The 12,487-nt window shown below is 70.3% G+C and carries 12 protein-coding genes; 3 read left to right on the top strand and 9 right to left on the bottom strand.

Translation table 11 applies throughout. The features are described from left to right. Positions 1-77 precede the first annotated feature (77 nt). From A4R44_RS49630 to A4R44_RS38030, 4 genes are all read right to left on the bottom strand, one after another. A complete protein-coding gene (locus A4R44_RS49630) occupies positions 78-1,259 on the bottom strand; it encodes a N,N-dimethylformamidase beta subunit family domain-containing protein (protein WP_198545605.1) in 1,182 nt (393 codons plus the stop codon). 3 nt (positions 1,260-1,262) lie between these two features. Then, positions 1,263-2,186, bottom strand: a complete 924-nt coding sequence (locus A4R44_RS49625; protein WP_198545604.1) for a tachylectin-related carbohydrate-binding protein — start codon at positions 2,184-2,186, stop codon at positions 1,263-1,265. Positions 2,187-2,302: 116 nt separating this feature from the next. Further along, on the bottom strand, positions 2,303-2,587 hold the full coding sequence (locus tag A4R44_RS38035) for a DUF1905 domain-containing protein (protein WP_067592054.1): 285 nt from the start codon (positions 2,585-2,587) through the stop codon (positions 2,303-2,305). Between the two features lie 28 nt (positions 2,588-2,615). After that, positions 2,616-2,933: a hypothetical protein gene (locus tag A4R44_RS38030; protein ID WP_157905102.1), complete on the bottom strand. Its 318-nt coding sequence runs from the start codon at positions 2,931-2,933 to the stop codon at positions 2,616-2,618. A gap of 261 nt (positions 2,934-3,194) precedes the next feature. Here A4R44_RS38030 and A4R44_RS38025 point away from each other — a divergent pair, with 261 nt between their 5' ends. Further along, complete coding sequence (locus tag A4R44_RS38025) at positions 3,195-5,546, top strand: alpha-L-fucosidase (RefSeq protein ID WP_067592048.1); 2,352 nt, start codon at positions 3,195-3,197, stop codon at positions 5,544-5,546. Here the strand turns inward: A4R44_RS38025 and A4R44_RS38020 are convergent. Genes A4R44_RS38020 through A4R44_RS38010 form a run of 3 tightly spaced genes read right to left on the bottom strand, consistent with a single transcriptional unit; the run spans position 5,527 to position 7,402 of the window. After that, positions 5,527-6,018: a CBS domain-containing protein gene (locus tag A4R44_RS38020; protein ID WP_157905101.1), complete on the bottom strand. Its 492-nt coding sequence runs from the start codon at positions 6,016-6,018 to the stop codon at positions 5,527-5,529. The two genes, A4R44_RS38025 and A4R44_RS38020, sit on opposite strands and share 20 nt — an antisense overlap. Continuing rightward, complete coding sequence (locus A4R44_RS38015; RefSeq protein ID WP_067592042.1) at positions 6,000-6,182, bottom strand: hypothetical protein; 183 nt, start codon at positions 6,180-6,182, stop codon at positions 6,000-6,002. Before A4R44_RS38015 ends, A4R44_RS38020 begins: the two co-directional genes overlap by 19 nt. A 2-nt stretch (positions 6,183-6,184) precedes the next feature. Further along, the gene (locus tag A4R44_RS38010; RefSeq protein WP_093574569.1) at positions 6,185-7,402 is read right to left on the bottom strand and encodes a CdaR family transcriptional regulator; all 1,218 of its coding nucleotides are present in this window, start codon (positions 7,400-7,402) and stop codon (positions 6,185-6,187) included. Between the two features lie 211 nt (positions 7,403-7,613). Between A4R44_RS38010 and A4R44_RS38005 the strand changes: the two genes are divergently transcribed. After that, positions 7,614-9,884, top strand: coding sequence for an FdhF/YdeP family oxidoreductase (locus A4R44_RS38005; RefSeq protein ID WP_067592039.1), 2,271 nt, complete (start codon positions 7,614-7,616; stop codon positions 9,882-9,884). On the opposite strand, the gene A4R44_RS38000 is transcribed toward A4R44_RS38005, so the two are convergent. Next, entirely contained in the window at positions 9,862-10,911 is a 1,050-nt protein-coding gene (locus A4R44_RS38000) for an FUSC family protein (RefSeq protein WP_067592036.1), read from the bottom strand. The two genes, A4R44_RS38005 and A4R44_RS38000, sit on opposite strands and share 23 nt — an antisense overlap. Positions 10,912-11,280: 369 nt before the next feature. Here A4R44_RS38000 and A4R44_RS49620 point away from each other — a divergent pair, with 369 nt between their 5' ends. Beyond that, the gene (locus tag A4R44_RS49620) at positions 11,281-11,850 is read left to right on the top strand and encodes a YbhB/YbcL family Raf kinase inhibitor-like protein (RefSeq protein WP_067592033.1); all 570 of its coding nucleotides are present in this window, start codon (positions 11,281-11,283) and stop codon (positions 11,848-11,850) included. A gap of 18 nt (positions 11,851-11,868) precedes the next feature. Here the strand turns inward: A4R44_RS49620 and A4R44_RS49615 are convergent, their stop codons facing one another. Beyond that, complete coding sequence (locus A4R44_RS49615; RefSeq protein WP_067592030.1) at positions 11,869-12,429, bottom strand: hypothetical protein; 561 nt, start codon at positions 12,427-12,429, stop codon at positions 11,869-11,871. Between the last annotated feature and the right edge of the window lie 58 nt (positions 12,430-12,487).

Raw genomic sequence — 12,487 nt, 5'->3', positions numbered from 1 at the left:
GCCGCCGAGGTTCGTGAGGGGAACCCTGAGGGACTCTGATTTCCCCTCACGAACCTCGGGCGCTGCGCAGCGGAGAGTCAGGAGAGCGCCGGCGCGGGACGGCTGAGTGCCCGGTCGAACACGTTCCGCAGCAGCCGCCGCACCACCGGGTCCACCCGGATGGCGCCGTTGAACGTCATCGACGACGCGCTGAACACGAACCCGCCGCCGGGCAGCTCCTTGCACACCATCGCCGCGCCCGCGCGGTCGGTCGGGTTCGTCCCCTGCGCGATGACCCCGCTCGGCGGCGCCTCTCCGTCGAGGCCCTGGAGGGTGTCGAACTCCCAGGCGCTCGCGGCGCCGTTGCGGCCGTGCGCGCCGAACTCGCTGCCGGGCGTCAGGCCGGTCCCGGCCAGGAACGGGTGGTCGCGCAGCACGCGGTACGGCGCGAAGGTCATCCAGCCCTCGTATTCGAAATTCACCCCGAGCAGCTGCGATTCGGGCAGGTTGTAGTGGTCGAGGAACAGATCGCGGCTGCCGTCGGCGGCACGGAACGTCAGTGTGGTGCCGTCGGCGTCGAACTCCGCGCGCTCGTAGATCTGGTTGCCTCCGGTGGCGATCACGCTGCCCCCGGAGGCGAGGTAGTTCGCCAGATTGGTGCGCATGGCCATCGAGAAGTACTCCGGATGCGAACCGAGCACGACCGCGCTGTACGCCGGGAGCCAGCCGCCGACGTGCAGATCGTGGTCGATGTAGCAGTCGAACCCGATCTGCTCCGCGCTCAGCCAGCGCAGCAGCTCCAGGTCGCTGTACAGCTCCAGGTCGTATTGGCCCTTCGGCGCGATCAGCCAGGTGTAGCTGGGCCGCAGGAACGAGATCGGGCGCCGGACGCCTTCCTGGCCCTCGGAATACTGGTCGTGCCCGCTCCAGCCGTTGTACGCGTGGTAGGTGTTGGTCGGCAGGACCACGGCGATTTTCCGCGCCGGCGCCGCGGGCCGCACCACGAACGGGATGTGCTGCACACGGCCGAACCGGCCGGTCAGCCGCGCGGCGTACACCCCGGACGGCCAGGTCGCGGGGATGTCGGCGGCGTAGCGCTCGGCCCAGCCGCATCCGGCGGACCGGTAGTTCGCGGCCACCGTCTGCAGACCGCCTGCGACGGTGGTCGTCCCGGTGACCGCCTCCGGCGTGTCCCCGCCGGGGGCGACGCGCACGAGCTGCGCGGTGACCGAGCTGAACGCCGTCGACAGCGCGATGGAAACGCGGCCGCCGGCGGGCACGCTCTACTGCCGCGGATACCCTTGCAGCCCGGCGCCGCGCTCGACGGTGAAACCCTTCCCGACGACGACACCGGTCCCGTTGTCGATCCAGCGCGGCCCGCCGTCGGTGTCGACCGTCTCATGGTTGGCGAGGCGCAGTTCGACGAGATCGCCGTCGTCGCCCGGCACCGTCGAATGATCGATCCGGATGAGATAAACCGCGCCGTTGCCGCCTCCGGCGAACAAGTCCCGGCGGAACAGCTCGAACCAGTCGTTGTCGCCGATCGCGACGGGCTGCCCGCCGTTCGCCCATCCGATGCCGTCGCGGTAGCGGAACCAGGTGAGCGCTCCGGTGCCGCTGACCGCGTAAAGGACATTCGCGGTGTCGGAGAACAGATAGCGCGCGGCGTTGAATCCGTCGCCGAGCGGTTGAGGCGTTTCGAAAGTGCCGTTGACTCGCCGTGAGCGGTACAGGACTCCGTCGGCGTCCACGCACCAGATGACGCCGCCCGGGCCGCCGAAAATGCGCGGGAAGGCGTTGAATCCGGTCCCCACGACGACGCCGGTGCCGTTGTTGGCCCACGTCCCCGCGCCGGTGTCCAGGTCGGCGACGAGCCGCTGGTAGCACAGCACCGTCCCGTCCCCGCGCACTCCGTAGAGGACGCCGTTCAGATCGCCGAGCACCGTGTCGAAGTCCTGCCAGCCGGATCCGATCAGCAGCCCGCCGCCCTGGTTGGCCCAGTCGAACGCGGCGGCGGGCCAGCCCCGGTGCCGGTACCAGTACAGGGCACCGTCCGACTGCACGGCGTAGACGATCCCGTCGCCTCCGCCGACGAGCCTGCTCCACCGCTGGTGCGGATCGAACGCTCCGGTTTCCAGTGCTTCTTCCGGAGGTGCCTGTGCTGCTTCGGCGATCGGCAATGCCGGACGGCCGCTGATGGTCCCCATGTCTCCCCCAGGAGTTCGGTGTGCGTCCCCTTCGCACACTTCTGATGGGGCTCACGCTCGGGCGGCCGCAGGTCGTTTACCCGGCGGCACCACGACCACCCGATCAGCGCAACGGCTCAGCGGGCGAGGCGTTCCAGCAGGACGACGGTCACCGTGTCTCCGGCCTCCTTGCCGATCGCTTTCCGGAGCGAGGCGTTGACCGGGAGTTTGTGAGTGCCGTCGCCGAGCGCCATGAAGGAACTGCGGAACGGCTCGCCGTCGACGGTGCCGCGGACCTTCACCAGGCCGCGGGTGCCGAAGAACTCCGCGGAGCCGGGCCAGATCAGGTAGGTGTGGCCGCCTTTGGCCGGGCTTGTGCGCAAGGTCGCGGTGAATTCCTCGTCGAGTTCGCCGGTCGTCATCGGGTTCTCCTTCGGGTCGGCGGAACGTTCACCCCGAGGTACGAACCTGGTCGCGGGATTTCGACACGGTACCGGCCTGCCGCCGGTCCGCCGGTTGTGAAGTGGATTCCGCCAGAGGCCGAGTCGTGGATTCCGTGTCCCGCAGCACGATGCCGGGGTTGTCCTTGCACTGGGCGAAGAACTGATCGCGCCGAATTTCCGCTGTCCGCCCCAGAAAGCGCCGCCGCAGTGGTGCGGGGCGTTGTCCGCGCTCAGCGGCTGCCCGAAGACCGGCAGCAGGTCGTGGCCGGTCGCCGGCATGATGCCCGGGTAGTTCGCGGAATACGTTGTCGTGCGCGATGTCCACGGCCGGATCCTTCACCTCCCGGTTCGCCCGGACCGCGAGCGAATCGGCGGAACGCACGAGTTCTCCACCCGCGAGTTCCGGGTGCCGTGCTCCGGCATCCTGATTCCTCCTGCTCCGCTCAGCGGGATCTCCTTGACAGCACTCCCGTGCACACCGACGATGATTCATCAGATGTATCGGCCGCATCCTCGCCCCGATTTCCCTGATGATCGAGAAAATCCCGCCAGGCATCGGACCACTGGACTTCACTGTGGAGGCTCCATGACGACCTATCCTCGCCGGCACGCACTCGGCATGGCACTCGGCGGCGCGGTGCTGCTCGGGCTGCCGGGCACCGCGGCGGCCGCGGGCGGGCCGGCGCGGCCGGTGGTCACGGACGGGGCGGGCGCGCCGGTCGTGCCGCCGCCTCCGCCGGTGCCGGTCCCGCTCGACGCGTGGTTCGACAACGACGGCATCGACTCCGCGAACGCGCACGACGGGAACTTCGACGGCTCCGGCTACACCTTCCCGGCGGAGCAGATCCCGGCGGGCAGCACGGTCACCGCGGGCGGCGTGCCGTATCTGCTCGGCTCGGCGGCCGCCGGGGCCAAGAACAACGTCGTCGCGCTCGGCCAGCGCGTCGACCTGCCGAAAGGCCGGTACTACGGCGCCGCGTTCCTCGTCGCGTGCAGTTACGGCAGCACCGGAGGCGACGCGACCGTCCACTACGCCGACGGCAGCACCAGCACCGCCGCCCTGTCCGGCTCCGACTGGTACGGCTCCGGCGGCGCCGTCGCCTCGACTTTCCGCTACGGCCCGGGCGGCGTCGCCGACCAGAACCCGGTGTCGATCGGCACCGCGCAGGTGTGGATCGATCCGGCACGCGAGGCGGTCGCGCTGACTCTGCCCAAGACCGCCCTACCGGCGGCGAATGCGGCGAGCCTGCACGTGTTCGCCTTGACGCTGCAGCCGGTCGCGCAAGGCCGTTCGGCCACCGTCCTCGACGCCCGGGCGACCGCGAACCTGCTGCAGGACGGCGGTCCGCAGGCAGTCGAGGCGACGATCGTCAACACCGGCACCGTCTGGCTGGAAACGCGCGACCGGATCACCGTCACGCTCGACGTGCCGGGGGGCCGGGTGCGCACGCCAGCGCCGATTCCCCGCCTCGCGCCGGGCGAACAGACCACCGTGCGGCTCGGCCTCGCCGCCGACCGCGGCCTGCCCGCCGGGACCCCGGCGACCGGCCGGATCCGGGTGCTCGCCGACCGGTCGACGATCGCCGCCCGGACCTTGCCGGTGCCGCTCGGCATTCCGGATTTCCGGCCGGCCGACGCGTCGCTGTCCACGCACCGCGCGCCGTATTGGTTCCGCGACGCCAAATTCGGGATCTTCATCCACTGGGGCGTGTACTCGGTGCCCACGTGGGCTCCGGTCGGACAGCAGTACGCCGAGTGGTACTGGAACAACCAGCAAGACCCCGACGGCCCCACTTACGCCCACCACGCCAAGACATACGGCGAGTCGTTCGTCTACGACGACTTCATCCCGAGGTTCACCGCCGCCCGGTTCGATCCGCGTTCGTGGGTGCGGCTGATCGAGGACGCGGGCGCGCAGTACTACGTGCTCACGTCCAAGCACCACGACGGTTTCGCCTTGTGGGACACGAAAGTCAGCGGCCGCAACGCCAAGAAGCTCGGCCCGCGCCGCGACCTCGTCGCCGACCTGTTCGCCGCCTCGCGCAAGTACACGCCGGGCCTGCGCAACGGCCTGTATTTCTCGCTGCCCGAATGGTTCAACCCGGACAACCCGTGGATGGGCCACGCACCGCGCAATCCGTACACCGGCGCGCCGCTGCCCTACACCGGCTACACCGCCGGACGCGATTTCGTGAAGGATCTTCAGGCGCCGCAGGTGCTGGAGCTGATCTCCGGCTTCGACCCGGACGTGCTGTGGTTCGACATCGGCGGCGTGAACGACAGTCGCGAAGTGCTCACCGAATACTTCAACCGGGCCAAGAACCGGCGACGGCCCAAGGACGTCACGTACAACGACCGCGGCGGCATCCCGGACCACGACTTCACCACGCCGGAGTACACGACGTACCCCAACACGGTCGTCGCGAAGTGGGAGTCGAGCCGGGGCCTGGACCCGTTCTCCTACGGCTACAACCGCGCGACGCCGGAGGGCAAGTACATGACCACCGCCGACGTGGTGCACACGCTGGTCGACGTCGTGTCGAAGAACGGGAACTTCCTGCTGGACATCGGCCCCGATTTCGACGGCACGATCCCGGCGGTGATGCGGCAGCGGCTGCGCGAGACCGGGGTTTGGCTGCGCACCAACGGAGAAGCGATCTACGGCACCACGTACTGGTCGCGAATGGCCCAGCTCGGCGACCTGCGGTTCACCGTGCGGCCCGGTTCGGCGTTCTACGTCATGTCGCTCGTCGCGCCGGGCTCGCGGCTCGTGGTCGACGCTCCGGTCCCGATCCGCCGCGGCGACCGCGTGAGCATGCTCGGCTACGGCGGGCCGCTGCACTGGAGTCAGAGCGAGGGCCGGCTCGTCATCGACGTTCCCGCGGCGGCGCGTGCGGCGGGAAAGCACGCTTGGGTGTTCAAAGTGGACTGGCGCTGAAGCAGGCCGGGGCGGTCCGCGACGGGCCTCCCCGGCACCCGCTCTCCCGATCCTGCGCCCGGGCCGCCACGTCGGCGTCCGAGCAGAATCCGCGGCCGCTGCGCTTCAAACACAGCAAGCCCAGCAATCGCCCGCTCGCGTCCACTACCGCCAGCCTGCGCCGGGACATGCTCAGCCACGTCGCGTACAGGTCCGCCTCCGGACCCACCACCCGGCCGGTCACCCGGCCCGCCCGGCAAGCCGGAAGCGCGTCCGGCAGCCCGTCCANCCCGTCCAGATCCGGCCGCTCCACGACGCTCAGCAGCGTTTCCCCGGAAACGACCAGCGCGGCATGCACGTGATCGTCCTCGAAGAGCGCGCGCACCTCGCCGGCCGTCGCCGAGGCGTCGAGCACCTTCGGCACCCGGAGCATCACCTCGCCGACGGTCGACGCGCCGCGGAAATCCGGTGCCGTCACTGCGGGTTGTCCCACTCCGCGTCAGCCTGGTCCTCCGCCTTCGTGCGTTCGCCCGCCAGCTCCAGGGCCCGCTGTGCGGCGGCCTCGTCCGGGTACGGGCCGAGCCGGTCGACGCCGCGCGCTCGGCGGCCGCGCTCGACCTCGTTCGTGCGCGTGTTGCAGTACCACTCTTCAGACATCGTCAGCTCCCCCGCGAATCGATCGAGCGCGCCGAATCGACCCGCAGCGCCTGCATAGCGGTGACCAGTTCGGCCAGGTCCCGCGGATCGGTCAGCGTCCGGTCGGTGAGTTCCCGGATCCGGCGCAGCCGGTACCGGACCGTGTTGGCATGGCAGTGCAGCACCTGCCCCGCGCGGTCGGAGGAGCCGCCGTGCGCGAAGTACGCGTCCAGCGTCTCCAGCAGCACGTCGCGTTCCTCGGCGGGCAGTTCCAGCACCGCACCGAAGACCTGCTCCCCCAGCCTGCGGCCCTCGTCCGGGTCGTAGGCGACGAAGGCGGCCAGCGGGCTCGGGTCGAACGCGCGGACCTCGCCCCGTTCGGGCGGGATGCCCGACAGCGCGGTCCGCGCCAGGTGGACCGCGCGCGGGGTTTCGGTCAGCGAGCGGAACAGCGGGCTGACGCCGGTGCGGGCCAGCGCCAGTTCGCGCAGCAAGCCGAGCATCGCGTCGTACTGCTCCTCGCGCAGCGACACCACGCCGGCCTGCAGCGTCGGCGACAGATGCCACGCCGACACGATGCCGAGCTTGCCGAGCCGCCGCTCGACGCCGACCAGGCTTTCTTCGGCCAGCCCGCGCGTCTCGGCGGCGACCACGGTCAGCTTGCCGTCCAGCGACAGGCCGAGCAGCCGTCCCGCCTCCCACGGCCCGGAATCGGACCCGCGCGCGCCGGTCAGCAGCACCTCGGCCAGCGCGGACCGCCGCCGCTGCTGGGCGACCAGCAGTTCCGCGCTCGCCGCCCGGTACGCCTCGGTGACGCGGACCGCGTGCTCGTCGGTGACCCGCCACAGCAGGCTCGCGACATCGATCAGCACGTCGGTGCTTCCGGTCTCGCGAGCGCGGCCCACCAGCAGGTCCCACAGCATCGCGCAGGCGATCCGGTACACCTGCAGCACCTCGGGCAGCGGCGCGCCCTGGTGCGCCCGGCGGCGGCCGGTCTCCTTCGGCGCGCGCTGGTCCGGCGTCTCGCCGCCGCGGAGCGCGTCGACCATGAACCGGAGGTTCACCGCGATCGAGCGGCGCAGGTCGGCGCGCGGGACGATCTTCTCGTCCCGGTACATCCCGATCCGCTCGCAGCTCGCCGCGCAGACGTCGTCGATCAGCCGGGGCAGCCGAACGCCTGCCCAGGCGACGAGTTCGGTCAGGGCGGCGGTCCGCACAGCGCTTTCGTCCCGGTCGGCCACGTCCGGGATCGTACCCGCGCCCCCGAGCGGCCGCCCCCGCGGATTTCCCTCCCGGGAAAGCGCTCTCCGATTTATCGCGCATTTTGTGAGCCGGAACAGAATTGTTTGTCGCGCTCCACAACAACCCCGTTCGCATTCCCCGGCCGGATGCCCGGCGCGGGCCGTCGTGCTTGAATCGACAGGGAAGCACAGTTCCGGCGAGAGGGTTACGGTGGACGAGCAGCGCGAGGGCCGGCCGGAGTTCAAGCCTTACCACCATCCGGCCGCGGGCTGGGGCGCGGCGAAAAGCGTGACGCAGTTCCTCGTCCGGGAACGGGAACTCGTCGCCGGCCCGCGCGCGATCGTGAAGATGAATCACGAGAACGGCGGGTTCGACTGCCCGGGCTGCGCGTGGCCGGACGACACCAAAGGCCTGCATCTCGACATTTGCGAAAACGGGATCAAGCACGTCACCTGGGAGATGACGCGCAAACGCGTCGGCGCGGAATTCTTCGCCGCGCACACCGTGTCCGAACTGGACGGCTGGAGCGACACCGCGCTGGAGGCGCAGGGCAGGCTCACCGAGCCGCTGCGCTACGACGAGAAAACCGACCGGTACGTGCCGATCTCGTGGGACAAGGCGTTCGAGCTGGTCGGCGTCACGCTGCGCGGTCTCGGCTCTCCCGACCAGGCGGCGTTCTACACGTCCGGGCGGCTCGGCAACGAGGCGACGTTCCTGTACCAGCTGTGGGCACGGGAGTTCGGCACCAACAACCTGCCGGACTGCTCGAACATGTGCCACGAAGCGAGCGGCCGCGCGTTGCAGGCCGCCCTCGGCACCGGCAAGGGCACCGCGGACATCCACGACTGGGAAGCCGCCGACGCGCTGTTCATCATGGGCGTCAACGCGGCGTCGAACGCACCCCGGATGCTCACCGCGCTCGCCGAAGCGCACCGGCGCGGCGCGCAGGTCGTGCACATCAACCCGCTGGTCGAGGCCGGGGCCACGCGCACGATCATCCCGCACGACTTCGTCCGGATGGCGACGTTCCGGGCGACCCCGACGTCCACCCTCAACCTCCAGCCGCGCATCGGCGGCGACCTGGCGTTCCTCCGCGGCATGGCGAAAGCCCTGTTCGAGATGGCGGAAACCGATCCCGGGGCGATCGACTCGGAGTTCCTGGAGACCTGCACCAGCGGCGTCGAGAAGTACCAGGTCGTCTGCGAAACCACGTCCTGGGCCGAGCTGGAACGGCAGTCCGGGCTGACCGAGGGCGAGATCCGCGCGGCGGCGAAGATCTACCGCGACGCCGACCGGTCGATCATCAGCTGGTGCCTCGGCGTGACCCAGCACGAGCACGGCGTCGACACCGTCCGCGAGATCGTGAACCTGGTGCTGCTGCGCGGAAACATCGGCCGCCCCGGCACCGGGCCGTCGCCGGTGCGCGGGCACAGCAACGTGCAGGGCAACCGCACCTGCGGCATCGACCACCGCCCGGCGCCGGAATTCCTCGACCAGCTCGCCGAGGTCTGCGGCATCGACCCGCCGCGCCACCACGGGCTCGACACCGTCGGCGCGATCGAGGCGATGCATCGCGGCGACGTGCGCGTGTTCGTCGGCATGGGCGGCAACTTCGCCCTCGCCGCGCCCGACACCCCCTACACCGCGGCCGGGCTGCGCAAGTGCGAGCTGACCGTGCAGGTCAGCACCAAACTCAACCGCAGCCACCTCGAACACGGCACACAGGCGCTGATCCTGCCCTGCCTCGGCCGGACCGAAAAAGACTTCCAGGCGGCCGGGCCGCAGTCGACGTCCGTCGAGGACGCGATGAGCATGGTCCATCTGTCCACCGGCATGAAGAAGCCGGCCTCGCCGCACCTGCTGTCCGAGCCCGCGATCATCGCCGGGATGGCGAGCGCCACACTGCCGGAGAGCCCGACGCCGTGGGCGGACTACGTCGGCGACTACGACCGCATCCGCGACACCATGGCGCGGGTGCTGGACGGATTCGAGGACTTCAACACCCGCGTCCGCGAACCCCTGGGCTTCCGCATCCGCCAGGCCGCGCGCGAACGGGTCTTCCGCACGCCGTCCGAGCGCGCCGAGTTCTCGACCGCGGACCTGCCGGACGTCGTCCCCGCCGCAGGCACGCTGGCGCTGGGCACGATGCGCTCGCACGACCAGTGGAACACGACGATCTATTCCGACGACGACCGGTATCGCGGCATCAAGAACCTCCGCACGCTGGTGTTCCTGAACACCGAGGACATGCGGGACCGCGGGCTGAGCGAGTTCGACGAGGTCGACATCACGGCCACCGCGAAGGACGGAACGGAGCGTTCGGTGCGGCGTTACCGGGCGATCCCGTACGACATCCCGCGCGGGTGTGCGGCGGGGTATATGCCGGAGATGAACGTGTTGTGCGCCATCGGCGATTACAGCACGCAGAGCGACCAGCCGTTGATGAAGCATTTGAAGGTCACGGTCGAGCGCTCCGCTTGAGCGCGGCGGTCCGGCACGGGGCGCGAACCAGCACTGCCGCCCCGATCCCGGCCGCCACACCGACCAGCGTGTCCGCCACCCGCGCGGTGAGCAGCGTCGCGGGGGCGGCGGGCGCGGCCAGTTCCGTCATCACCAGGATCAGCGGAGTGAAGAACCCCAGCGCGATCCCGTAGTGCCGGGACATGAACAACTCCGTCGGGAACAACAGCACAATCACCGCCAACGCCAGCGGCGCGGCTCCGAATCCCGGCAAGAGCAGCAAAGCCGTGACGACCAGTCCGGCGAGCGTGCCGAGGACCCGGTGCGCGCTGCGGTCCAGCACGCTGCGCAGGCCCGGATGCACCCGGCTGCGCGGATCAGCCGCCGCCAGCGGGACCGCCGCCGAGGCCATCGCCCAGTTCGCGTGGTCCACGCCGAGCAGCAGGCCGACCGCGCCCGCGGCGGCGATCGCCGACGCGTACCGGGCGGCGTGCACGACGGCGCAGGCGGTGCCGCATTCCGGTGCGCAGGCCGGCTTCCCGGGAGGGGCCGGGCGTTCCGGACCGGTCAGTCCAATGAGGACACACCCGGCGATCGTGCCCGCGCACAAGGCGATTCCGGCCCACGGTTCGACCCGCCCGGCGGGCACGAGAGCGATCGCGCCGAGTGCGAAGATGCCGAAGAACGGTCCACGCGGGCTCAAATCCAAGCGATTCGTCACGAGTGCGCAGCCGAACGAGAACGTGGCCTCGGTGACCACCAGCAGCCAAGACGGCGCGTTCCCGGCCGACAGCAGCACCCCCAGCGAGACGCCGCTCAGCAGCACCGCACCCGCCTGGATCTGGTGCCGGAAACGGAGTACGCGCGACTCGGCCCGGCCGTACATCCCGGCGAAGGAACCGAACGCGGCGAAAATGATCAAGTCCGGACGGCCCCCCGCGAGCAGCGCCAGCCCGGGAATCAGCAGCCCGGCCGCGACCCGGCCCGCGTGCCACCATTCGCCGCCGTCGAACGAACGCGCGGCTGCGGCCGAGGTCGCCACCGGCACCTGTCCTCCGCTTGATCGTCTGACGGGACCGCACCGGGATCAGCCGGTCTTCCTACGGTATCTGCGCCAACGGCAGTACCAGGCCGGTTTGTGGGGCGCCACAATAATGTCTGCGCCGTCAGCCAAGCGCGCACCGCGGCGATTTTCGCCGAAACGAGATTCCAGGAAAACGTGGTCCCCTTCGACGTCGAAGAACATCGCGGCCTCGATTCGGTGCGTGGCCGCCCCGTCGTCAGCCTGCCGCGCCGCATGTCACTCTTGACGGGAAACGTGGTACTCACTGCCGCTGGCGCGCCGGTCCTCGCCGATTCCGGCGCACACTCTTCCCACGAAAGGACAAGAGACCACCAGCAGCCTCGGGAGCCTCCAGTGAGACGCACCAGAATCGCTCTCTTCGCCCTGCTCGTCCTCTGCGCCGCGAGTTTCGGCCCCGCCGCCGCGTCGGCGAATCCGGGACGCGCCGCCTTCGCCCTCTCCAGCGCCGCCTTCGCCGACGGCGGGATGATCCCCAAGGTCCACGACTGCGCCAGCAGCGGCGACGGCGACCCCGGAAAGAAGAACGAGTCGCCGCCGCTGGCCTGGTCCGGCGCGCCGGAGCAGGCCAAGAGCTACGCGATCGTCCTGCACGACCTCGACAACGGCATCATCCACTGGGTCGTCTACGACATCCCGGCGAACATCGCCGGACTGCCGCAGAACATCGACCACGCCTACCAGCCGACGGTGCCCGCCGGGTCTCGGCAGGCCTACTACCGCGGCAGCGCGAACTTCTTCGGATACCAGGGCCCGTGCACGACGAACCACACCTACGAGTGGGCCGTGCACGCACTGAACAAGGAATCACTCACCGAACTCGGCTCCGCCTCGTCCACCCAGGCCGCCGAGGCCGCGATCGACGCGGCGACCATCGCGACCGCTTCGCTGCGCGGCAGCTCGTAGCGGAACCGGGGGCACGGTTCAGAAGGCGATCACCTGGCGGACCGCGCCTCCGTCCCGCAGCCGGGCGAAACCCGCGTTGATCTCGTCCAGCGTGCTCGCACGCCTCACCGGAAGCGACCCCGCCTGGTACGGCGCGATGAACCGGGGCACCTCCCGCCGCGGCACGCACGAACCGAGGTAACTCCCAGGCGGGGTTTTCTCCTCGGCTACCAGGCTTTGCGCGGGCAGGGTCGGTCCGGCGGGCCAGGTCGCCTCGTGAGCCTGGCTCAGCGCAGCGACCACGCCGGTCGTGTGGACCGCGTGATCCACCCGGCCGCCGATCACCGCGACGTCACCGGTCAGCAGCGCTATCGCGACCGCGAAGTCGATGCCGCAGGCGACGCCGACCAGCCCGCCCCGAAGCCGCCGCCGGTCGCGGTGAGCACCGCGCCGAGCCCGGCGGTCGAAGAACAGTCCGCCCAGGACCACGTACCACAGCAGGTTCGCCTTGCGCGGCAGCTTCGGCACCGTGTTGATCACCCCGGTGACCGCCGAACCATTCGCGATCGATCGCGGCAGTGCGGCCGTGGGCGAACTCACGGAACGCCGGCTTTCTGCGCTGGCTGTCAGCGATCCCGGCACAGCACGGTTAACCGGC

Source organism: Amycolatopsis sp. M39 (genome assembly GCF_001651785.1).
Classification (GTDB): domain Bacteria; phylum Actinomycetota; class Actinomycetes; order Mycobacteriales; family Pseudonocardiaceae; genus Amycolatopsis; species Amycolatopsis rubida.
This window is presented reverse-complemented; position numbering and strand designations above follow the sequence as displayed.